The 21743-nt window shown below is 59.3% G+C and carries 17 protein-coding genes; 9 read left to right on the forward strand and 8 right to left on the reverse strand.

Going from position 1 to position 21743, the window contains the following annotated elements:
• Nucleotides 1-51 precede the first annotated feature (51 nt).
• Nucleotides 52-1461: an NAD(P)H-quinone dehydrogenase gene (locus HMPREF3053_RS09250; RefSeq protein WP_038627803.1), complete on the forward strand. Its 1410-nt coding sequence runs from the start codon at nucleotides 52-54 to the stop codon at nucleotides 1459-1461.
• A gap of 122 nt (nucleotides 1462-1583) precedes the next feature.
• Here HMPREF3053_RS09250 and HMPREF3053_RS09255 read toward each other — a convergent pair whose 3' ends face one another.
• The 5 genes from HMPREF3053_RS09255 to pgi all read right to left on the reverse strand — a co-directional run bounded on the left by HMPREF3053_RS09255 (nucleotide 1584) and on the right by pgi (nucleotide 5970).
• Nucleotides 1584-1862, reverse strand: a complete 279-nt coding sequence (locus HMPREF3053_RS09255; RefSeq protein ID WP_038627805.1) for a mycoredoxin — start codon at nucleotides 1860-1862, stop codon at nucleotides 1584-1586.
• Nucleotides 1863-2001: 139 nt separating this feature from the next.
• Complete coding sequence (locus HMPREF3053_RS09260) at nucleotides 2002-2532, reverse strand: dihydrofolate reductase (RefSeq protein ID WP_070767611.1); 531 nt, start codon at nucleotides 2530-2532, stop codon at nucleotides 2002-2004.
• Nucleotides 2533-2555: 23 nt separating this feature from the next.
• Complete coding sequence (locus tag HMPREF3053_RS09265) at nucleotides 2556-3392, reverse strand: thymidylate synthase (RefSeq protein ID WP_070545720.1); 837 nt, start codon at nucleotides 3390-3392, stop codon at nucleotides 2556-2558.
• Between the two features lie 16 nt (nucleotides 3393-3408).
• Nucleotides 3409-4164 (reverse strand): 3'(2'),5'-bisphosphate nucleotidase CysQ, encoded by a 756-nt coding sequence (locus HMPREF3053_RS09270; protein WP_038627816.1) that lies wholly within the window; start codon nucleotides 4162-4164, stop codon nucleotides 3409-3411.
• Nucleotides 4165-4332: 168 nt separating this feature from the next.
• On the reverse strand, nucleotides 4333-5970 hold the full coding sequence (gene pgi / locus HMPREF3053_RS09275) for a glucose-6-phosphate isomerase (protein WP_070545722.1): 1638 nt from the start codon (nucleotides 5968-5970) through the stop codon (nucleotides 4333-4335).
• 224 nt (nucleotides 5971-6194) lie between these two features.
• On the opposite strand from pgi, the gene HMPREF3053_RS09280 reads away from it, so the two are divergent.
• Nucleotides 6195-7676 (forward strand): NAD-dependent succinate-semialdehyde dehydrogenase, encoded by a 1482-nt coding sequence (locus tag HMPREF3053_RS09280; RefSeq protein WP_070429817.1) that lies wholly within the window; start codon nucleotides 6195-6197, stop codon nucleotides 7674-7676.
• 22 nt (nucleotides 7677-7698) lie between these two features.
• Here the strand turns inward: HMPREF3053_RS09280 and HMPREF3053_RS09285 are convergent, their stop codons facing one another.
• On the reverse strand, nucleotides 7699-8073 hold the full coding sequence (locus HMPREF3053_RS09285) for a chorismate mutase (RefSeq protein WP_049171980.1): 375 nt from the start codon (nucleotides 8071-8073) through the stop codon (nucleotides 7699-7701).
• 65 nt (nucleotides 8074-8138) lie between these two features.
• Here HMPREF3053_RS09285 and HMPREF3053_RS09290 point away from each other — a divergent pair, with 65 nt between their 5' ends.
• Nucleotides 8139-10838 carry a UvrD-helicase domain-containing protein gene (locus HMPREF3053_RS09290; protein WP_016422162.1) on the forward strand — a complete coding sequence of 900 codons (2700 nt, stop codon included), beginning with the start codon at nucleotides 8139-8141 and terminating at the stop codon, nucleotides 10836-10838.
• Nucleotides 10839-10905: 67 nt separating this feature from the next.
• Here HMPREF3053_RS09290 and HMPREF3053_RS09295 read toward each other — a convergent pair whose 3' ends face one another.
• Both HMPREF3053_RS09295 and HMPREF3053_RS09300 read right to left on the reverse strand, forming a co-directional pair.
• Complete coding sequence (locus HMPREF3053_RS09295) at nucleotides 10906-11397, reverse strand: hotdog fold domain-containing protein (RefSeq protein WP_038627827.1); 492 nt, start codon at nucleotides 11395-11397, stop codon at nucleotides 10906-10908.
• A 152-nt stretch (nucleotides 11398-11549) separates the two neighbouring features.
• On the reverse strand, nucleotides 11550-12257 hold the full coding sequence (locus HMPREF3053_RS09300; protein ID WP_016422164.1) for a M23 family metallopeptidase: 708 nt from the start codon (nucleotides 12255-12257) through the stop codon (nucleotides 11550-11552).
• 538 nt (nucleotides 12258-12795) lie between these two features.
• On the opposite strand from HMPREF3053_RS09300, the gene HMPREF3053_RS09305 reads away from it, so the two are divergent.
• The 6 genes from HMPREF3053_RS09305 to HMPREF3053_RS09330 all read left to right on the forward strand — a co-directional run bounded on the left by HMPREF3053_RS09305 (nucleotide 12796) and on the right by HMPREF3053_RS09330 (nucleotide 21709).
• Nucleotides 12796-14625: a cell division protein PerM gene (locus tag HMPREF3053_RS09305; RefSeq protein WP_016422165.1), complete on the forward strand. Its 1830-nt coding sequence runs from the start codon at nucleotides 12796-12798 to the stop codon at nucleotides 14623-14625.
• 57 nt (nucleotides 14626-14682) lie between these two features.
• Complete coding sequence (gene purN / locus HMPREF3053_RS09310; RefSeq protein ID WP_016422166.1) at nucleotides 14683-15336, forward strand: phosphoribosylglycinamide formyltransferase; 654 nt, start codon at nucleotides 14683-14685, stop codon at nucleotides 15334-15336.
• Nucleotides 15333-16880, forward strand: a complete 1548-nt coding sequence (gene purH, locus HMPREF3053_RS09315) for a bifunctional phosphoribosylaminoimidazolecarboxamide formyltransferase/IMP cyclohydrolase (protein ID WP_049172751.1) — start codon at nucleotides 15333-15335, stop codon at nucleotides 16878-16880. The genes purN and purH overlap by 4 nt, the downstream gene beginning before the upstream one ends.
• A 199-nt stretch (nucleotides 16881-17079) precedes the next feature.
• Entirely contained in the window at nucleotides 17080-17673 is a 594-nt protein-coding gene (locus HMPREF3053_RS09320; protein ID WP_016422168.1) for a TetR/AcrR family transcriptional regulator, read from the forward strand.
• A 307-nt stretch (nucleotides 17674-17980) separates the two neighbouring features.
• Complete coding sequence (locus tag HMPREF3053_RS09325; protein WP_049172754.1) at nucleotides 17981-19561, forward strand: carboxyl transferase domain-containing protein; 1581 nt, start codon at nucleotides 17981-17983, stop codon at nucleotides 19559-19561.
• Nucleotides 19562-19615: 54 nt separating this feature from the next.
• Entirely contained in the window at nucleotides 19616-21709 is a 2094-nt protein-coding gene (locus HMPREF3053_RS09330; RefSeq protein WP_069359441.1) for an acetyl-CoA carboxylase biotin carboxylase subunit, read from the forward strand.
• Nucleotides 21710-21743 lie beyond the last annotated feature (34 nt).

A 21743-nucleotide genomic window follows, 5' to 3' on the forward strand; every position in this document is an offset into this window, starting at 1 on the left:
CGCCTCCCGCGGTAGTTACATTGTGATATCCACGGCAACTTTGGAGGATTTGTGGCACAGAGGATCGTAATCATTGGCGGCGGCCCAGCCGGCTACGAAGCAGCGCTGGTTGGCGCCAAGTACGGTGCTGAAGTCACTGTGGTTGAGGATGCCGGTATGGGCGGTTCTTCCGTCCTGTGGGATTGCGTTCCCTCTAAGGCCTTCATCGCGGCGACGGGCGTTCGTACCGATATGCGCCGTGCGGACGAGATGGGTCTTCGCCCGGACTTCTCCCAGCGTAAAATCGACTTCACTGCGGTCAACGAGCGCGTTAAGCGCCTGGCGCAGCAGCAGTCTGACGATGTTCGCGCACAGATGGAGCGCGAGGGCATCAAAATGCTGCAGGGCCGCGGTCGTCTCGATGACCACGACCCGGGCCGTGTAACTCACTACGTCACCGTCGACTTGCTCGAGGGCGGCGAGGTCACTCTTGAAGCCGACCTGGTGCTGGTCTGCACCGGTGCGTCCCCACGTATTCTGCCGGGTGCAATTCCTGATGGTGACCGTATTTTGACCTGGCGTCAGGTTTACGAACTGGAGGAGCTGCCGGAGCACCTCATTGTGGTCGGTTCTGGTGTTACCGGTGCTGAGTTCGTATCCTCGTTCACCGAGTTGGGTGTGAAGGTCACCATGGTCGCTTCGCGTGACCGTATCCTGCCGCACGAGGATGCTGACGCTGCAGATGCCCTGGAGGAGGTCCTGCTGGAGCGCGGTGTGGACGTTGTGAAGAACGCCCGCTGTGATCTTGTCGAACGCACTGAGGACGGCGGCGTTCGCGTCGTCACTTCCGACGGCCGTGAGGTCTTCGGCTCCCACGCGTTGATGACCGTCGGATCGATTCCGAACACTGCGGATATGGGTCTGGACGCAAGTGGTGTGAAAATGACCCCGTCTGGCCACATTCACGTTGACCGTGTTTCCCGCACCAACGTGCCGGGTATCTACGCTGCCGGTGACTGCACCGACTTGTTCCCGCTGGCTTCCGTTGCAGCTATGCAAGGTCGTATTGCGATGTACCACGCCCTCGGTGAAGGTGTTTCGCCAATTCGCCTGCGCACCGTTTCCTCGGCAGTGTTCACCCGCCCGGAGATTGCGACTGTTGGTGTCTCCCAGGCTCAGATTGAGTCCGGTGAGGTCTCCGCTCGTGTTGAGGTTTTCCCGCTGGCAGGTAACCCGCGTGCGAAGATGCGCTCGCTGCGCCACGGCTTCGTCAAGCTGTTCTGCCGTAAGAATTCCGGCATGATTATCGGTGGTGTGGTGGTCGCTCCGACCGCCTCGGAGCTGATTCTGCCAATTGCTGTGTGTGTCTCCAACCAGCTCACCGTCGATGACCTGGCAAGCTCCTTCTCTGTCTACCCGTCGCTGTCTGGCTCGATTACTGAGGCTGCTCGTCAGCTGATGGCACACGACGATCTGGACTAATGCTGGTATCGCGACTGGCAACATGACCGGCCGCACTCGTAATTAAAACAAGCCGAGCCCCGAAAGTGGGGCTCGGCTTTTTGGCTGTGCAATAAGAACGTACCGATGCGCTTATGCTGCGCTTACTTGCTGGAGAGTTCAGCGTACTTAGCGGTGACTTCCTCCACAGACGGATTCGTGGCGTGCTCGCCATCGGAGTACAGCACAGTCGGCACAACGCGGTTGCCGTCATTGACGGACTCAACCCACTTCGAAAGGTCGTCGTGCTTTTCGACGTCCCAAGCCTCAAACGGAGTGCCGTTTTCCTTCAGGCCAGCAATGAGGTTCTGGCAGAAAGGGCACCAGGCCGCAGCGTAAATGGTCACGTGTTCGGTGGTCTGTGGAGTCTTCACATCAGTCATACTTAGTCCAACGCGCGGACCAAGGCCGATATTCCATTGCGCAATACGTCCGCCGGGCAGTAGCCCCACCTCAGAGCCTTGCTCGGCACCCTTCCCAGATGCTCTTCGGAGGCTTTCCTTCCGAGGCTTTTAAAGGAAGCTAATCCTCTAGACGCCGCCACGTGCAGAAGCGGTAGCGTAGGCCGGTCGTTGACGTCTGCCACGGGCCATCCTCGACACGAACCCAGTCGTAGAGGTCGGGAGCCATGACCGGTACCGGGACATTGACATCAGTATCAATGTCGGTGACCACGCATTCGTCGGCAAGCGAAAGTGCATCGCGATAGACACGTCCGCCCCCGATAATCCATGCTGCGGGCTCGTCGGCGACGGCTGCGAGTGCCGCTTCGAGGCTGGCTGCGGATTCAGCGCCGGGGAAATCGGACACGGAGCGCGAAAGGACGATGTTTCGACGACCCGGGAGTGGACGGAACTTGGGATTCAGCGAGTCCCACGTGCGACGCCCCATGATGACTGGTGCGCCCATCGTCGTTGTTTTGAAATGCTGAAGATCTTCAGGCAGATGCCAGGGCGTAGTCGCGCCGTCGCCGATAATGCCGGCCCGAGACTGCGCCCAAATCATCCCTACAAACGGGGGCTTTGCGCTGGTGGAAGCGGTGGACTCGTTCATGTCGACACTCACCTTTCGTTGACTTAGACAGCCACCTGACCGCGAATCAGAGGATGCGGGTCGTAGCCGATGACCTCGATGTCCTCGTAAGCGTAGTCGAAAATGCTGTCGGCCTTCCGAAGCTTCAGCGTGGGGTAGGGGCGTGGCTCACGGGAGACCTGCAGTTCGCACTGTTCAATGTGGTTGTCGTAGATGTGGCAATCACCACCGGTCCAGATGAACTCACCAACGTCCAAGCCCGCCTGCTGCGCCATCATGTGCGTCAACAGTGCATAGGAAGCGATGTTAAATGGCACGCCCAGGAACATGTCCGCGCTGCGCTGGTAGAGCTGGCAGCTGAGCTTGCCATCTGCGACGTAGAACTGGAACAGCAGATGGCATGGCGGCAGCGCCATATTGGAAATCTCGGAGACATTCCATGCGCTGACGATGTTGCGGCGGCTATCCGGGTTGGACTTCAAAGTCTCCAGCGCCTGTGCAATCTGGTCGATGTGGTGCCCATCCGGAGTGGGCCAGGAGCGCCACTGCACGCCATAGACCGGGCCGAGGTCGCCGTTGTTGTCTGCCCACTCATCCCAAATAGTCACTCCGCGGTCCTGGAGCCACCGGACGTTCGAATCGCCGCGGAGGAACCACAGCAGCTCGTACACGATGGACTTCAGGTGCACCTTCTTAGTGGTGATCAGTGGGAAGCCCTCGTTCAGATCAAAGCGCAGCTGGCGGCCGAACACTGAGCGAGTGCCCGTGCCAGTGCGGTCTGATTTAGCTGCTCCGTCAGCGAGAATTTCGCGCAGCAAATCCTCGTACGGAGTCTGAATGCCCTGATGAGCCTGTGTTGTGATGTCAGTGGAGTCGGTCATAGCCGCCCTAGCTTACCTACTTCTGCTCTTGATTCTTGAATTCCTTCACCGCTGCCAGAATCTCCTCCGACAGGTCCGGTCGGCAGAACAGCATATCCGGCAGGAAAGTATCGACATTATTGTAGGTCGGCGCGGAGCCGTCTAGGCGGCTGACATGCAAACCGGCGGACTTAGCGACACCAACCGGCGCTGCCGAATCCCACTCGTACTGACCACCGTCGTGGATGTAGGCGTCGTAGTCACCGAGCAGTACGTGCATTGCCTTCGCACCAGCGGAGCCCATCTCTACCAGCTCCATGCCCAGCTTGTCAGCGACGTACTTCGCCACAGCCGGTGGGCGAGTACGCGATACGACAATCTTGCCCGCACGCGGCCCCTGGACAGCCTTGGCCTCACCCGTGTGGAAAACCTGGCCGTGATCCGGCAGACCAACAGCAGCGTGGGTCGGCTGACCGTCCTCTACCAGAGCGACATGAACTGCCCAGTCCTGGCGGCCCGAAGCGAACTCACGCGTGCCATCGAGTGGGTCAATAATCCACACCCGCTTTGAGTCCAGGCGCTCACGGTTATCCGCGGCTTCCTCCGACAGCAGTCCGTCGTCCGGACGGTGCTGCTCCAGTACGCGGGCAATCCACTCCTGTGCCAGTGCGTCGCCGGCATCTCCCAGAATGCGGCCACGCAGCAGGCCTACGTTGCGGACACCCTTGAGAATTTCACTGGCGCCCACGGCAAGTCGATAGGCAAGAACATCATCTTCAATGTAGGCAGACATGACTTAGATACTATTAGCTTTTTCCCAACCCCGCTTTGCGACGGGATGCCGCGCCCCATCCTCACCGCAACCGAGTGGCCATATAAATAACAAAAGTCCGCCCGCAGCGAGAATCAGTTCAAGCCGAGGGCGGACTGTTAGTTATCTAGGCCAGTTGGCCAGAAGACGTTAGCGCTTGTCGCGGTACCAGGTCAGCAGCGCATCGGTGGAGGCATCGCCCGAATCCGGTGCAACTTCACCGGTAACAGCAGGCAGTAGGTCGCCAGCCTGCTGCTTGCCCAGCTCGACGCCCCACTGGTCGAAGGAGTTCAGGCCCCAAACAATGCCCTCGACGAAGGTGATGTGCTCGTAGAGTGCAATCAGCGCACCGACAGCGTCCGGGGTCAGTTCCTCGGCCATGATGGTCGTGGTCGGACGGTTACCTGGCATGACCTTGTGCTCTACGAGTTCCTCGGCAACGCCCTCTGCGCGAATTTCTTCTGCGGTCTTACCGAAGGCCAGCACCTTGGTCTGTGCGAAGAAGTTACTCATCAGTAGGTCGTGCATAGAACCTTCGCCGGAAGCCGTCGGCAGATCCTGGCGTGGACGGGCAAAGCCGATGAAGTCAGCCGGAACTAGGCGAGTTCCCTGGTGAAGGAGCTGGAAGAAAGCGTGCTGGCCGTTCGTTCCCGGCTCACCCCAGAAGATTTCTCCGGTGTTGTAGTCCACCCTCTTGCCGTCGGTACGCACGGACTTACCGTTCGATTCCATGGTGAGCTGCTGAAGGTACGCCGGGAAGCGAGAGAGATCTTCAGAGTAGGGCAGCACGGCATGCGACTGAGCGTCGAGGAAGTTTGAGTACCAGACATTCAGCATGCCCATCAGTACCGGCACGTTCTGCTCCAGCGGAGCGTTGAGGAAGTGCTCATCCATTGCGCGGAAGCCCTGCAGGAAGCGCATGAAGTCCATCGGACCAACGACGGCCATGATGGACAGGCCGATGGCGGAGTCGACGGAGTAGCGGCCGCCGACCCAGTCCCAGAAGCCAAACATGTTCTCAGTGTCGATGCCGAATTCGGCGACCTTTTCGGCATTCGTGGAAACGGCGACGAAGTGCTTGGCGACGGCATCTTCGCTACCCAGCTGCTGGATAAGCCAGCGGCGAGCTGCGTGAGCGTTGGAGAGCGTCTCCTGCGTGGTGAAGGTCTTGGAAGCGACGATAAACAGCGTGGACTCCGGATCGACCTCATCCAGAACCGCATGTAGATCAGATGGGTCAACGTTAGAGACAAAGCGGGCATCAATGCCGGCAGTGGCGTAGGTGCGCAGCGCCTTGGTCACCATTGCCGGGCCCAAGTCGGAGCCACCGATGCCGATGTTGACCACAGTCTTAATAGTGTGACCCGTGTATCCCAGCCAGTCTCCACTGCGGAGGCTGCGAGCAAAGTCGCGCATGCGGCCGAGCACCTCATGCACGTCGGCAGCAACATCCTGGTCGCCGACGGTCAGATTTTCCTCTGCTGGCAGGCGCAGCGCTGTGTGCAGCACGGAGCGGTTTTCAGTGGTGTTGATCTTGTCACCGCGGAACATCTTCTCGCGTGCTTCTTCGATGCCAGCGGCGCGAGCGAGCTCAACCAGCTCGGCAAAACCGTCGAGGCACATCAAGTTCTTGGAAAGGTCAACGTGGAGAGTGCCCGCATCGAAAGTCAGCTTCTCAGTGCGGCCATCTTCATTGGCGAAAAGCTCACGCAGCGAGGTGGCGCGAACATTGTCCACGCGCTTAGCCAGCTGAGCCCACTGTTCGGTTGCGGTGATATCTACAGTCATTCCTGCTCCCAGGTGAGTTTTGACGAAATGCACTTTATACCTCCCCAGACTAGTTGCGTTTTGGCGCTCTCGCCGGGCGACAGTATTCGATCAGGCGTGACCACAATCTGCTGGCAGCTCGATTCCGCGGTGCCTATGCTCCGCCTATGCGCCGACCATCCGTCGACTATCCGCCACCTACGAGTCCCTAGCCCGCTTCAGCAAAGGCACCTACCCTGGAAAATATGACTGATTTCACCCCTGATTACGACAACATCCTCAAAGATGTCCCCACAGGCCTTCTCCTCGGCGGCGAGTTCCGTCCCGCGTCGAATGGTGAGACCTTCGATGTCGTTAACCCCGCGACAGATAAGCCGCTGGTCCAGGTCGCCTCCGCCACAGAGGAGGACGCCAGGCAGGCGCTTGACGACGCCGTCGCAGCCCAGAAGGAGTGGAAGGTAACCCCGCCCCGCAAGCGCAGCGAGATTCTTTACCGCGCTTTTGAACTCATCCGTCGGGATGCAGACAAGTTGGCCCAGCTGCAGTCCCTGGAGATGGGCCGTGCGTTGCCGGATTCCAAGGCTGAGGTCGGCTACGGTGGCGAGTTTTTTCGTTGGTTCGCTGAGGAGGCCGTGCGTATCTCCGGCGATTACCGAATTTCTCCGAGCGGAACCTCGCGCGTCGCGGTGATTAAGCAGCCGGTCGGCCCGGCTTTGGCTATTACGCCGTGGAATTTCCCGCTGGCTATGGGTACCCGCAAGATCGCCCCGGCACTCGCCGCCGGCTGCCCGGTCATTATTAAGCCGGCGTCCAAAACTCCGCTGACCATGCTCTACCTGGGCAAACTGCTTATCGAAGCCGGTGTCCCCGCAGGCGTAATCTCCGTGCTGCCAACAGGACACTCAGCCAACGTTTCGGCCCTGCTTTCCGATGACCGCCTGCGCAAGTTCACCTTCACCGGTTCCACCGAAGTTGGCCAGATGCTCGCTGCGAAGGCCGCGGAAACTTCGATGAAAGTTTCCCTTGAGCTCGGCGGGAATGCTCCGTTTGTCATTCTCTCTGATGGTGATGTTGATAAGGCTGTGCAGGCAGTCAGTGACGCCAAGCTCCGCAATGGCGGCCAGGTGTGTATCGCCCCGAATCGCTTTATTGTTCATGAATCCAAGAAGGATGCGTTCGTCGAGGGCGTCGTCAAGCGTTTTGCGGAACTGAAGTTGGGCGAGGGTACCGATCCGGCGACGGACCTTGGGCCACTCGCGCTGCGTGATCAACAGGAAAAGGTTCGTGATCTGGTTGACGATGCGGTCAAGCGCGGTGCGAAAGTAGAGTGCGGCGGCAAGATCCCAGATCTCGGCGGCGCGCTTTCCGACGGCTACTTCTTCGAGCCCACAGTTCTGACCGATGTGCCCGAGGATGCGGATATTGTCCGCGAAGAGATTTTCGGTCCGGTGGTTGCAGTGACAACCTTCACGGACGATGAGCACGCGATTGAGCAGGCAAATGACACGATCTTTGGTCTGGCGGCGTATGTGTTCAGTGAGAACCTGACCAAGGCACTTGGTGCGGCAGAGGCATTGGAGTCCGGCATGGTTGCGGTCAATAAGGGCTCGCTGTCGGACCCGTCGGCGCCGTTCGGTGGTGTCAAGCAGTCCGGTCTTGGCCGTGAGGGCGGCTTCACCGGTATCAATGAGTTCCTAGAGGAAAAGCTGATTTCCCTGGAAGGCTAGCAGGACAGGTAGCTGGCGAGGGTTAGCCCAGGCGACCGCGTCCCATGCGCAGCAGCGCCGACGCGATTGCCGGGCCCTCTGGGCCAAGTGCGTCGCGGAACTCGTTGATGATCTGCACCTCTCGGCCGTGCACGAGACGCGTGCCGCCAGATCCCAGGCGGGTTTTGCCGACGGCCTTACTGATTGCGGTGCGGCGTTGAATGGCATCGATAATCAGCCCGTCAAGGCGGTTGATTTCCTTGCGGTACTGTTCGATCTCCGCGGAGCTCAACGGGTCATCGGTACCGGTGGGGGTGCGGACTTCAAAAGGGGATACTGCCGCCGCCTGCTGGCTGTGCTCGGCGCCGTCGGTGTTGTCGGTGTGTGCGGCGCGAGTGTCCGCAGGGTTTTCGCTCATAGTTCTTATTGTGCCAAAGGATTCGAACAGTCCAATCCGGGGGCTCGGCTACTGTAGTAGCCATCATGGGAAATGAAACTGGAATGCTGTTCGGGTCCTTCAATGCTGACGATGGACGTAGTGGCGATAGCCATGCTGGTTCGAACCACGGTGAGGCGGGCGGTGCTACGCCTGGCCGTGGTGGGTTCGGCCACTTCGCCAGCGCTGGTAGCAATAGCGCACCGAGTGACGCTGCCAGCTTTGGCGGCGGTTTTGGCGGTGGCTTCGAGCCCAGTTTTGATTCAGAGTCGCTGCTAGAGGGGCTTAATCCGCAGCAGCGCCAAGCAGTGGAGCACATTGGTTCACCACTGTTGATTGTGGCTGGAGCGGGTTCAGGAAAGACATCTGTGCTGACGCGCAGGATTGCATACCTGATCGGTGCGCGTGGGGTCCTGCCAAGCCAAATTTTGGCTATTACCTTTACCAATAAGGCCGCAGCCGAGATGCGCGAGCGTGTGGCGGGACTGGTCGGTGACCAGGCGCGGCGTATGTGGGTGTCCACGTTCCACTCCATGTGTGTGCGCATACTGCGCATGCAGCATGCGCTAGTACCGGGGCTTAATTCCAATTTCTCTATTTATGATTCGGACGACTCCCGGCGTTTGCTGTCCATTATCGCTAAGGACATGGACCTAGATGCCAAGAAGTTCACCGGCCGCGTGCTCTCGTCGCGTATCTCCAATCTCAAGAATGAGTTGATTGACCCGGAGAAGGCCCTCGCGGACGCGTCGACGACGCGCAATCCTTTTGATGACGTCGTTGCACGGGTTTACCTGGAGTACCAGACCAGGCTACGGGCGGCTAATGCCGTGGACTTTGACGATCTAATCGGTGAGGTCGTTCGGATTTTCACCAATCACCCGCAGGTTGCAGAGTATTACCGTCGCCGTTTCCGGCATGTGTTGGTGGACGAATACCAGGACACCAACCATGCGCAGTATGTTTTGGTCTCGACGCTCGTCGGCAAGCCCGGTGGAGATGTGCCTCCGAGTGAGCTGTGTGTGGTGGGCGATTCGGACCAGTCCATTTATGCCTTCCGTGGTGCGACTATTCGCAATATTGAGGAGTTTGAGAAGGACTATCCGGAGGCCACGTCGATTCTGCTGGAGCAAAACTATCGCTCGACGCAGACGATTCTGTCGGCGGCCAATGCGTTGATTGCGCGCAATGAGAACCGCCGGGAGAAGAAGCTGTGGACCGATCTCGGTGAGGGCGGCAAGATCAAGGGCTACGTGGCGGACAATGAGCACGATGAGGCTCGGTTTATCGCTAACGAGATTGAGCAATTGGTCGACTACGGGCCGTACTCGTATTCAGATGTGGCGATTTTCTACCGCACCAATAATTCCTCCCGTGCGCTAGAGGATGTCTTCATTCGTATGGGCGTTCCGTACACGGTGGTTGGTGGCACCAGGTTCTATGAGCGTAAGGAAGTACGCGATATTGTCGCCTACCTGCGCGTTATTGAGAACTTCGACGATGATGTTTCGCTGCGTCGCATTATCAATACGCCGCGCCGCGGAATCGGTGACCGTGCGGTGGCTCATGTGTCGCTCTATGCCGAGGACGAGAGGTGCTCGTTCGGCACGGCGCTACGTGCCGTAGCGGAGGGTAAGGTTCCGGCGGTGGCGGCGCGGAGTCGAAACGCGATGGCGGCGTTCGTCGAGATGATTGATGGCTTGGCGGCGGATATGGCATCCGGTGAACTGGCCGATATCGGTGATTTGGTCAACGCGATTATTGATCGCAGTGGGTACAAGTCGGAGCTCGAGCGCTCCAATGATCCGCAAGATGCCACGCGCCTGGACAACCTCAATGAGCTCGTCAGCGTTGCGCGGGAGTTCTCTGCAGAGGCGCGGATGATGTCGTCGGTGGATATTAGCGCTGATGTAAATGAAGGCTCTGGCGCTGCAGCTGATGCTGAAAGCGGTGCTGATACTAGTGGCGAGTCCGAGGTGGAATCTGGAATCGCGAATGACCTCGCGCGTGATTTCGCGGCCGACTTCGACAACGATGGGGAAGCGGAACCGGGAAGTCTGCAGGCATTCCTCGAGCGAGTTTCTCTGGTGGCCGATGCGGATCAGATTCCGGATGATGACACCGGTGTAGTGACGTTGATGACGCTACATACGGCTAAGGGCCTGGAGTTTCCGGTGGTATTTCTCATTGGCTGGGAAGACGGACTGTTCCCGCACCTGCGCGCCCTGGGCGATCCGAAGGAGCTGGCTGAAGAGCGACGTCTGGCCTATGTGGGTATTACCCGAGCTCGCAAGCAGCTGTATCTCACGCGCGCTGTGACTCGGTCCTCGTGGGGTTCGCCGCAGAATAATCCGCCTTCACGTTTCCTGGGGGAAGTCCCAAGCGACCTGATCGATTGGCTGCGCGAGGCTCCGGCTCGCAGCTGGGGCGCCGGTTCTGGTGGTTTTGGTTCTGGTGGCTACGGCGCGGGCAGCGCGTTTGGTCGTGGCCATGGTGCCTCGTCGGGCTTCGGTTCCAGCTCGGGCTTCGGCTCTGGTGGATCCTCTAACTCTGGTGCGTCATCCCGAAAGAAGAATCAGGTCTTGCACCTAGAGCCCGGTGACAAGGTTGTTCACGACAAGTACGGCTTAGGCACTGTGCTTGAGGTCCAAGGGGCCGCGCCCCGGGCAACTGCGATGATTGACTTTGGATCCGCAGGTAAGGTCCGCATGATGCTTATCGGCGGCGTGCCCATGGAGAAGTTGTAAAAGAACAACCACCGCCCGACTGGCCGTCCCTACCCGCGGCCGTGCACGTGCCACTATCGCGTGGAGGCTACTTAGGCTTCTTCGCTGTCACCCAGCAGTTGATGGTGGCATCTTGTACTTCGGTGCCGTTGGCATCGGTCAGCACGATGTGGACGGGAAAATCTACCCCACCAGTCTCCGGTGTGATGGTGGAGAAGTCCGGCAACTCAGCCTTGGCCACAGCCGTCAGGCCACCAACGGAGATGCGCTTGTAGTTCGTCGTCATGCCCTTTGGAACCCAGCGATGCGTTGTCGGTACGCTGGCCTCACAGAGCATGCCCATCGCGAATTCAGCGAGGTTACACGCAGCAATCGCATGCACGGACTTAATGTGATTACGCACGCCCCACCAAGCGGGCATGCGCGCTACCGCCAGTCCAGGCTGCATCGTCTCTAGCTTGGGACAGATTGTGCGGAAATATGGCGCCGTCAATGCGGCGGTTAAGGAAAATAGACGCTTGCCGACGACTGGAGTCGCAGCCAACTTCTTCCACATGCGGAATGTTTGAGTCTCTGCCATGTGTCAAGAGTAAAGCCCCAGTACCGGCGGCGATGCCGGTTTCTGAAAAATTTAATCAGGGGAGGCTTGCAGCCGCGGTCAAACAGGGGCCGGTGCACAGGTAGGGCCTTCGCAGAGCGGCCAGGCTTGCTCGTACCTGTGCCGATACCTGATTAGTTCAGGTTCAGACCACGCTGGATGAACCAGGTCACCGGGTCGACCGGAGTGGTGCCATCCGGGTGGATCTCGAAGTGGAGGTGCGTACCGGTGGAGAAGCCGCGGTTGCCCATACCGGCGATGACCTGACCAGCTCGGACAGCTTCTCCGACAGCAACGTAGATGGACTCGATGTGGCCGTAGACGGAAACAGAGCCGTCGTCATGGCGAACGCGAATCCACTGGCCGTAGCCCTGAGCCGGGCCTGCATCGATAACAGTGCCGTCCATGACGGACATGATTGGGGTGTTGGTGACGTTAGCCAGGTCGACACCGTAGTGGAAGGTTCCCCAGCGTGAGCCGAACGGTGAGGTCAGCAGCCCCACGGTCGGGATGGAGAGTTTCGGAGCGCGGGCAGCCTGGTCGCGAGCAACGCGCTCCTGGTTGTACTGCAACGCCGTAGCGAGGTGGTCGCTGAGGTTAGTGCTCGGATTGAAGGAGCTGGAGGCCAGCACCATCGGAGCGTTGTTCTTCGGCTGAGCAGCGCGGGTCTGAGTCGAAGCTGAGTTCTCCGGAGCCTTATTCTCGGTCTCAGCTGCGTGGGCGACCGCGTTGGAGGAAGCGATCGTCGATGCGGACAGTGCGACCAGTGCTGCGCGAGAAGTTGCGGAAACCTCTACCTTGCGGTGCTTTCCGCCTCCGCGACGAGCATTGAAAAACGTCACTTCAATCTCCCTGCCAACGAAACTCTTTGTAACCCAACTGTTATCTAACTTCTGCGATAATAACGGTTCGATATAGGGCAAGCAACTTGTTTTTAGAGAACTTGTTCGCTGATTCGTCAGTTTCAGTTCAATAGGGCCGTGCTGTGGCCGTGGGGCTGTTGTCTTGTATCACGGATCCGGTGAAGCGCAACCGGTGTGTTGCCAGGGGATTTATGGCGGATGCCCCTTAATCGAGGGGCTGGGTAGGGGGGGGATCGGCAAGTAGTTTCCGGGTGAACTAAGGGTGTGGTCGCGGGGGTGGCAAAAAGTAACCCATCGGCGTTGACAAATGGAAACCAAAGGTGAAGCCACTTTGGGGGGGGGAGGGGGCAAAAGGAGATCGGACTCAACGGATACCGTCCGTCCTGGGATCCGTACCTTCAAATTAGACTCTGCAATGCCTAAACAAAGAGGCGTTGTATGTATGGCACTATATGGCCATGGCTGTGACGCACCCTTGCGTGGCACCCTATCTATATAGGTGGGCAATCAGCTGTCAATGATTAGACGCGGGAAGGACGATGTCACTGTGAAAGGCGCGGATTCGCGGAGAGGTTCCTCCGGTAGCGATCGAAATCGGCGAAGCCGCACCGGTGCCGGTGGCAGCGGCGGGGGTTCCCGTAGCGTCCGCAGCGAGCGCACTGCCCGCGCATGGCAGAATACGCAGGCCGGTCAGACTGGCGGTGCGCGCAGCGTCGGTGCCGACAGCAATCGAGCCGCCACGACGAAGATGAAAGCGGGGGGCTCCGGAACGTCGTCACGCAAGGGGCGTCCCTCGGGGTTCCGTCGTTTCATTAACTCGCCTCGTACACGCCGGTTTGGGCTGTCTGTTGCCGGTTCTTACGGCGTCGTATTGCTGTTCATCATCTCGGTAGCTCTGATTGGCGTCATCGTCAGTGGCGCTGGAATGTCTCCGCTTCCAGCGAGTATCGCGTCGATGTGGATGATCTTTAACCTCGCGCCGTTCCGTTTTAACGGCACGACGCTGGGGCTCACACCAGCACTGCCCGCGGTGCTGATGGTGTTGTTCATCGCCTGGCGTGTACGCCGCGAAGTCGCTGACCGCATCAGCATCAAGGATGTCCGCGCGTTGGTCGGCGCGTATCTGGGCACGCCCATTGTTCTCACCATCATCGCGTGGCTCATGCTTTACGACGCGTCGAAGGTGTTTCCCCGCGTTCAGACCCCTAGTTTCGGCCTTGCGATTGCAGCCGCGCTGCTTGTAAATCTCGTGGCCTTGGTGCTGGGAATGGGGCAGCGGTTGCTGCGTGCACTACTGCTGCGCCGGAAGCTGCCGGAGTGGTTGCTCGGGTCGGCCCGTCTGGCGGGCAGCTACGTGGCATGGCTGTGGCTGGCCGGTGTTGTGGTGACACTCGTTTCGCTGATTTGGCATCGAGAGTTGCTGGCAGAGACATTTGCAATCACGGATACCGTCGGTGAAAGTGTTGCGGTCAGCGGCCTCTCGCTGCTGTACCTGCCAAATGTGGCCTTCGGTGCTGTCGGTGTGCTGGTGGGCGGAAAATCGACGTTTGGGCCAGCGGAGGCTGGGCTGTTCGCAGTGCACCCGGCTCAGCTGCCACCGCTGCCGATTTTGGCTGCCATGCCTCAGTCGCTGGTGCACTGGGCTTTCGGAGTGCTGATTGTGCTACCGCCAGCCGTTGCGGCTTGGCGCGTCGTGGCATTCCTGAAGAAATCTGCACCGAAGCAGCCCTACCTGGTCGTCGTTCTCGCTGCCGTGTGGTCGATCATCTTCCTCATGGGGCTGGCTTGGCTGCTCGGCGGTGAGGTTGGCATCTTTGGGTGGGCCGGTGCCTCCTGGTGGCTGACTGGACTGCTCGGCTCGATGTGGCTGGTTGTTCCGGGGGCCATCGTGGTTGTTGCGATGACCGGTGTGCCGTCACTTGGTAGGGACAAGGGAGTCTCGGAAGTGGCCGCCGAGAAGTTCCCGCCGAAGCCTGCGGGAGATGGAAACGGTCATGCTGAGGCTGAGGATGCCGGCGACGCCGATAAGTCCGACAATGACGGGAGCGGTTCGGAGGAGTCGGAGGAGATTGTCGACGGGGAAGTCGTAGCGACCTCCGAAGATGAAGCGACCTCCGAAGACGAAGCCGAGTCCGACACAGAGGAGGAATCAGAGTCCGGTGCTGAGTCTGAAGACACTTCAGAAGACGCTGAGGAATCGGACGACTCTGAAGAGGATTCAGAAAGCGCCGCAGGCGGAGAAGCATCGGGCGAAGTAGATGCGACCGACGAGGACGAATCCGATGAGGACACCGAAGACTCGGAGGAAGGCGGCGACGGGGAACCGTCGTCAAGCCAAAAGAGCTAAGCCAACTTAGGGGGAGCGGAATTTGGGGTCTCTGCCGGGCTGGGTAAGCTAAACGCCGTGACTGAAGCACAGCCCGTCGCAGAAATTTCGCACAATAATTCCTCCAGCAAGCAGCTCCGCATCGTAGTCCTGGCCTCTGGCCTGGGCTCCCTTTTGCAGTCGATGCTGGAACTGCTGGACGCTGAAAAGGTTCAGATTGTCGCGGTTGGTTCGGACAAGGATTGTCCGGCGCTGGAGAGGGCTCAAAACCTCAATATCCCAACTTTTCGGGTGCCTTTCGATGCTGAGGCAAAGAAGGACCGAGAAGGTTGGGATATTCGTGTTTTAGAGGCCGTGAACAGTTTTTCGCCGGATATCGTTGTCTCGGCGGGTTTCATGCGCATTCTGGGGCCATCATTTGTGGAGGCCTACAGCAATCGCATCATTAATACGCACCCAGCGCTGCTGCCGTCCTTCCCAGGGGCGCGTGCGGTACCGGATGCACTTGACTACGGGGTGAAGGTCACCGGCACGACCGTGCATATCGTTGATAATGGAGTGGACACCGGGCCGATTCTGGCGCAACAGCCAGTGGCCGTCGAGGACGACGACACGGTGGAGACCCTGCACGAACGAATCAAGGTTGTCGAACGCCGACTCCTGGTTGATGTATTGCACTCGATTGCCGATCACGGAATTGAGCGTGACGGACGAAAGGCTTATCTGAAATGACCAACGACAACACGCAGCGTAAACCGATCAAGCGCGCTCTGATTAGCGTCTACGACAAGACTGGGCTCGAGGAGCTGGCTCGCGACCTGCACGAGGCTGGCGTGGAAATCGTTTCCACCGGTTCCACGGCTGGCAAGATTGCTGCAGCTGGCGTGCCTGTGACCCCGGTTGAGGATCTCACTGGTTTCCCGGAGTGCCTCGAGGGCCGCGTGAAGACGCTGCACCCGCGTGTTCACGCCGGCATTCTGGCTGATACCCGCAAGGAAGACCACCTGGCTCAGCTGAAGGAGCTCGGTGTGGAGGCTTTCCAGCTCGTTGTCGTTAACCTGTACCCGTTCCGGGAGACCGTTGCCTCGGGCGCTTCCTACGACGAATGCGTGGAGCAGATCGACATTGGAGGCCCGTCGATGGTTCGCGCTGCGGCGAAGAACCACCCGTCGGTTGCCATCGTCGTCGACCCGGCTCGTTACGGCGATGTCGCTACCGCCGTGAAGGAAGGCGGCTTCACCCTCGAGCAGCGCCGTGAGTTCGCTCGCGACGCATTCCTGCACACCGCTGATTACGACGCAGCTGTGTCCAACTGGTTTGTTGAGCAGCTCGGTGGCGCTGAGGGATCCACTCCGACTCCGCTGCGCTACGGCGAGAACTCTCACCAGTCGGCAACTCTGACCCGCATTGGTACCAAGGGGCTGGCAAACGCCAAGCAGCTGAACGGCAAGGAGATGTCGTACAACAACTACCAGGATGCCGACGCCGCATGGCGTGCCGCCTGGGATCACGAGCGCCCGTGTGTGGCAATCATCAAGCACGCTAACCCGTGCGGCATCGCAGTCTCGGATGAGTCCATCGCCGCAGCTCACCGCGCAGCTCACTCATGTGACCCGATGTCCGCATTCGGCGGTGTCATTGCCGTCAACCGCGAGGTCTCCGTTGAGATGGCCGAACAGGTCAAGGACATCTTCACCGAGGTCATCGTCGCTCCGTCCTACGAAGACGGTGCCGTTGAGGTGCTGAAGGCCAAGAAGAATCTGCGTATTCTCGTCGCCGAGTACGAAGCACCGACCACCGAGAACAAGTTTATCTCGGGTGGTCTGCTCACCCAGGATCCGGATACTTACCAGGCAGAGGGTGATAAGCCGGAGAACTGGGAGCTGGCCACCGGCGAGGCATTGAATGCTGAAGAGCTGGCTGAGCTCGAGTTTGCATGGCGCTCCGTCCGCGCTGTGAAGTCCAACGCCATCCTGCTGTCCAAGAACAACGCCACCGTCGGCGTCGGCATGGGCCAGGTCAACCGCGTGGACTCCGCAAAGCTCGCCGTTGAGCGCGCAAATACGCTTGCCGACGGAGAAAACCGTACTCAGGGGGCCTACGCTGCGTCCGATGCCTTCTTCCCGTTCGCTGACGGTCTGCAGGTCCTGATTGATGCCGGTGTGAAGGCAGTTGTCCAGCCAGGTGGTTCCATCCGTGACGAAGAGGTCATAGCTGCTGCCAAGGAAGCTGGCGTCACCATGTACATGACAGGTACTCGTCACTTCTTCCACTAATTCCTTACTGGATTAGGGGCTAACCGCCGCGGTGCTAACTGTCACCTCGGCGGTTTTTCTCTACCCGGACGTGTGGGGACCTGTGGGCGAGGATGTGTGTCTGTTGTCGAGCCGTGGTCTATGTGAACACACGCTGAGGGCAGGCGCTGGTGATAATTATGCAGACGAAATGGCTCCAATGCGTTTAACATAAGGGCTTATGTCACGTAGAACCGAAGCGCGACGGCGTCGAGAAGCAGAGATTCTCTCCGCTGCTGCTGCGATCCTGGCCGACCGAGGGTTTCATCAGACTCGGTTGGAGGATGTTGGCTCCGCTGTCGGCATTTCTGGCCCAGCTCTTTACCGTTACTTCAGCGGCAAGGAAGAGCTGTTGGCGCAGATCCTCATCGATATTTCTATCCGACTTGTCGATGGTGCGCGAGCAGTTCTCGATCGAGCAAAGAGCAATGATTGGGAGCCAGAGGAGACTCTTCGGGGCCTCCTTGCGCATCACGTGCATTTTGCAGTCACGGAGCCCGATCGCATTCGTGTCCAAGAGCGCGAAGGGGGAAATCTGGCGCCAGAGCAGAGCGCAAAAGTGCGTTCCTTGCAGCGTCTTTACATGGTCTTATGGGTGGACGCTCTGCGTGAACTACAGCCCGAACTCACCTCCGACGAGGCGCAGCTTAAAGTCCAGCTCACCGCTGGGTTGATTAACTCTTCCAGGCATGTGCTCAAATGGGCGGGCCCCGAGGCGACAAGGGAAAATGCCTTTGAGATGGCCCTCGCTGCGCTGGGCATTAACAACCAATAATCCGTATTCATTCTTCTGCCGTCTGGCCTCACTGTGCTCAGCAGTGTGAGGTCAGGCGGCTTTGTTGTGCGGTGCAGGGCGCTCACATTCAGTTGAATTCACCCCCGAAACAGATTTCTAGGGGAAACATAAATCTCTATTGGAAACATGTTGCGACCTCGGGGAGAGGTGTGTATTTCAAGCTGCATAAAAGACTTCCGGGGGTGAAAGTGTGGTCTAAGAAACAAAATTTGTTGTGAGGTGACTGGGGTCACATTAATCTTTTCGTCAAGAAAGTTAATAGTCATTAACGGAAAGTATTTCGCCCATGACTCACGCTCCAGCATTGACCAACCGACAGCGCCACGAAGAGCTCGTCGCAGAGCTCAAAGAGCTGCTTAGCACAACAGCACGCGGTGGTTCCGAACGTGCCCGTGCTCGCCATATTTCCCGCGGTAAGCTGCTGCCACGTCAGCGCATCAACCAACTGCTTGACCCCGGCAGCCCTTTCCTTGAGGTCGCACCGCTAGCGGCCCACGAAATGTATGGCGGCAAGGTTCCGGCTGCTGGCGTCATCGCCGGCATTGGCATCATCGAAGGTCGTCGCTGCCTGGTTGTAGCCAATGACGCAACCGTTTCCGGCGGAACGTACTACCCGTTGACTGTCAAGAAGCACCTGCGCGCACAGGAGATTGCCAGCCTTAACCACTTGCCGTGCATTTACCTGGTCGACTCCGGCGGGGCCATGCTTCTCAACCAGGATGAAGTTTTCCCTGATCGCGATCATTTCGGTCGCATTTTCTACAACCAGGCCAACCTTTCCGCTCGCGGGATTCCGCAGATTGCCGCCGTGATGGGATCCTGTACCGCCGGTGGCGCCTATGTGCCGGCGATGAGCGATGAAGCGGTCATTGTGAAAAACCAGGGCACCATCTTCCTGGCAGGCCCGCCACTGGTTAAGGCTGCAACTGGTGAAGATGTCACACCAGAGGAACTCGGTGGCGGCGAACTGCACTCCAAGACCTCCGGCGTTACTGACCACCTCGCGGTTAACGATGCCGACGCACTGCGTCGTGTCCGCGATATCGTCGCAACGCTCCCCAAGGACCCGGAAGTTCCGTGGGACACAGAATCCACCGTCTCGCCGACTCGCAACCAGACCGATCTTTACGATGTCGTCCCCGTCGATGCCAAAGTGCCTTACGACGTTCACGAGGTTATTGAAATTATTGTGGATGGAGGTCAATACCAGGAGTTTAAGGCCGAATTTGGTACGACCCTGGTCACTGCTTTCGCCCGCATCCACGGCCACCGCGTCGGCATTATCGCCAACAACGGCATTCTCTTCGCGGAATCTGCGCAGAAGGGCGCGCACTTCATCGAGCTGTGTGATCAGCGCGGCATCCCACTGGTATTCCTGCAGAACACCACGGGCTTCATGGTTGGTCGCGAATACGAGGCCGGCGGTATCGCAAAGCACGGCGCCAAGATGGTCAACGCCGTGGCTACCACCCGCGTGCCCAAGTTCACCGTAGTCATCGGTGGTGCCTTCGGCGCCGGCAACTACTCCATGTGCGGTCGCGCATATTCGCCGCGCTTCCTCTGGATGTGGCCGAATGCTCGCATTTCCGTCATGGGCGGTCCACAGGCGGCGATGACGCTGTCGACGGTTCGTCGCAACCAGATTGAACGCTCAGGTGAGAGCTGGTCGCAGGAAGAGCAGGAGGAGTTTGAAGCTCCGATCCGCGAGCAGTTTGAGCGCCAGTCGCACTGCTATTACTCATCGGCTCGCCTGTGGGATGACGGTGTCATCGATCCCGCAGATACCCGCCGAATTCTTGGCATGGCCCTCGATGTGGCAAGTGGCGCGCCCCTGGATGAACAGGGCTTCGGCGTCTTCCGCATGTAGTAACCAGCTAAAAACTCTCGACACCGCATTTTCTGGAAAGGAAACACAGGGCACATGACAGCGCACAACACGCAGCCCCACGCAGCTGGCGGCAGCCTGAGTACCGTATTGGTCGCAAACCGCGGGGAGATTGCCTGCCGCATTATTCGAACCCTTCGTGACAACGGAATTCGCTCCGTCGCGGTCTACTCGGATGCCGATGCCGACGCCCCTCACGTCCGCATGGCGGATATGGCCATCCACATTGGCCCATCTCCGGCACGTGAGTCCTACCTGGTTATCGACAAGATTATCGATGCCGCTCGCCGCTGCGACGCAGACGGAATCCACCCCGGTTACGGCTTTCTGTCTGAAAACGCAGACTTCGCGACCGCCTGTGAGGAAGCAGGTATTGAATTCATTGGCCCACCGGCCAGTGCCATCAACACCATGGGTGACAAAATCTCCGCCCGCGCTGCCGTCGAAGCCCGCGATGTTCCCACCGTGCCGGGTCTGTCTCGCCCCGGGCTTAGCGACGAGGACCTCATTGAGGCAGCCCCATCGATTGGCTTTCCGGTACTGATTAAGCCGTCGGCAGGCGGTGGCGGCAAGGGGATGCACCGCGTGGAAAACGCTGCTGACCTGCCGGCTGCGCTCGCGACGGCCCGTCGTGAAGCGGCGGGTGCCTTCGGCGATGACTCCCTGTTCATCGAGCACTTCGTCGACACCCCGCGGCATATCGAGGTGCAGATTCTCGCAGATAAACACGGCAATGTAATCCACTTGGGCGAGCGTGAGTGCTCGCTGCAGCGACGCCATCAGAAGGTCATCGAGGAAGCACCGAGCCCTCTGCTGGATGAGGAAACGCGCAGCGCAATTGGTGAAGCGGCCTGTGACGCGGCCCGCTCGGTCGGCTACGTCGGCGCGGGCACGGTGGAGTTCATTGTGCCGGCGAAGGACCCGTCGTCGTTCTTCTTCATGGAGATGAATACGCGCCTGCAGGTTGAGCACCCCGTGACTGAGCAGGTCACCGGCCTGGATCTGGTGGCGCTGCAGGTTGACATTGCCTCGGGACGCCCACTGCCGGTTGCTCAGGAAGATGTAACTCTCACCGGTCACTCGATTGAAGCTCGCGTGTATGCCGAAGACCCGGCGGCGGGATTCCTGCCCACCGGTGGCACGGTCACACGTGTCGTCGAGCCGAGCGGGGCGGGAATCCGGGTGGATTCCGGCATTGTCGACGGTTCCGAGGTCTCATCTCTCTATGACCCGATGTTGATGAAGATCATCTCCCATGGGGAAAACCGTGAGCAGGCGCTCGAGCGGTTGGACCGAGCGCTCGGAGACACCGTTGTCGCAGGTGTCGGAGTCAATATCGACTTTTGTCGCTACCTGCTGAACGTCCCCGAGGTTCGCGCCGGCGATCTTGATACCGGTCTGCTCGACCGCGTGGCGGAAGGCTTCGCCACCTCCGAAACACCGGACGATGTCTACCTCGCCGCTGCGATGGACTGGCTGACTTCCCGCTTTGAACAAGCCACCGACTCACCGTGGCTGACCCCGGATGGCTGGCGTGCCAGTGCGCCTGCCGCGCAGCGCATTCGCTTTGGGGCAGGGGAGGACTCGCGTCTGATCTCGATTGTGGGCACCCCGGCGAGTGCTGACGTCGTTGTCGGTGACGTAGTCGCAGGTCTGTCGGCCGAAGCGGAGAACGAAGATATCGACGTTCCAGAACCGCGAAATTACAAAGTTTCGGTCTTTCGCGACGGGGAACATCTGCGCATCGTCCGCGACGGAGTCGCACAGCACTTCCTGGTCGAGACCATCGACAATGCGGGGTCGGCGAACCACGAAGAGTACGTCGTCGCCGGTGCCCACGGCACCTGGGTATTGCCCCGCACCGAGGTAGTCACCACCGGTGCCGAAGCCGATGCAGGCGGCTCTGGCGTCATCCAAGCTCCGATGCCCGGCGCGATTATCGCGTTGGCGGTGGAGGAGGGAGCCCGCGTCGAAGCTGGTGAGGCTCTGTTGGTCATGGAGGCCATGAAGATGGAGCACACTCTCACTGCCGAAATTGCAGGTGAGGTTAGCTTCACCGTCGCGCCGGGCGATCAGGTCACCGGTGACCAGCAACTGGCGGTCATCACTGTGGCCGAAGCCGAGGAATAAAAACCCACACGAAACGCACCAACCAGGTCTAACG

Source organism: Corynebacterium sp. HMSC064E07, from assembly GCF_001815745.1.
Lineage (GTDB): Bacteria > Actinomycetota > Actinomycetes > Mycobacteriales > Mycobacteriaceae > Corynebacterium > Corynebacterium jeikeium_D.

Coding starts and splice junctions, on each gene's coding strand:
- HMPREF3053_RS09330 (WP_069359441.1), top strand. CDS start 19,616: ATGACAGCGCACAACACGCAGCCCCACGCAGCTGGCGGCAGCCTGAGT.
- HMPREF3053_RS09285 (WP_049171980.1), bottom strand. CDS start 8,073: ATGAGCGAAAACCCTGCGGACACTCGCGCCGCACACACCGACAACACC.
- pgi (WP_070545722.1), bottom strand. CDS start 5,970: ATGACTGTAGATATCACCGCAACCGAACAGTGGGCTCAGCTGGCTAAG.
- HMPREF3053_RS09280 (WP_070429817.1), top strand. CDS start 6,195: ATGACTGATTTCACCCCTGATTACGACAACATCCTCAAAGATGTCCCC.
- HMPREF3053_RS09265 (WP_070545720.1), bottom strand. CDS start 3,392: ATGACCGACTCCACTGACATCACAACACAGGCTCATCAGGGCATTCAG.
- HMPREF3053_RS09325 (WP_049172754.1), top strand. CDS start 17,981: ATGACTCACGCTCCAGCATTGACCAACCGACAGCGCCACGAAGAGCTC.
- HMPREF3053_RS09260 (WP_070767611.1), bottom strand. CDS start 2,532: ATGAACGAGTCCACCGCTTCCACCAGCGCAAAGCCCCCGTTTGTAGGG.
- HMPREF3053_RS09290 (WP_016422162.1), top strand. CDS start 8,139: ATGGGAAATGAAACTGGAATGCTGTTCGGGTCCTTCAATGCTGACGAT.
- HMPREF3053_RS09320 (WP_016422168.1), top strand. CDS start 17,080: ATGTCACGTAGAACCGAAGCGCGACGGCGTCGAGAAGCAGAGATTCTC.
- purH (WP_049172751.1), top strand. CDS start 15,333: ATGACCAACGACAACACGCAGCGTAAACCGATCAAGCGCGCTCTGATT.
- HMPREF3053_RS09305 (WP_016422165.1), top strand. CDS start 12,796: ATGATTAGACGCGGGAAGGACGATGTCACTGTGAAAGGCGCGGATTCG.
- HMPREF3053_RS09295 (WP_038627827.1), bottom strand. CDS start 11,397: ATGGCAGAGACTCAAACATTCCGCATGTGGAAGAAGTTGGCTGCGACT.
- HMPREF3053_RS09270 (WP_038627816.1), bottom strand. CDS start 4,164: ATGTCTGCCTACATTGAAGATGATGTTCTTGCCTATCGACTTGCCGTG.
- HMPREF3053_RS09255 (WP_038627805.1), bottom strand. CDS start 1,862: ATGACTGATGTGAAGACTCCACAGACCACCGAACACGTGACCATTTAC.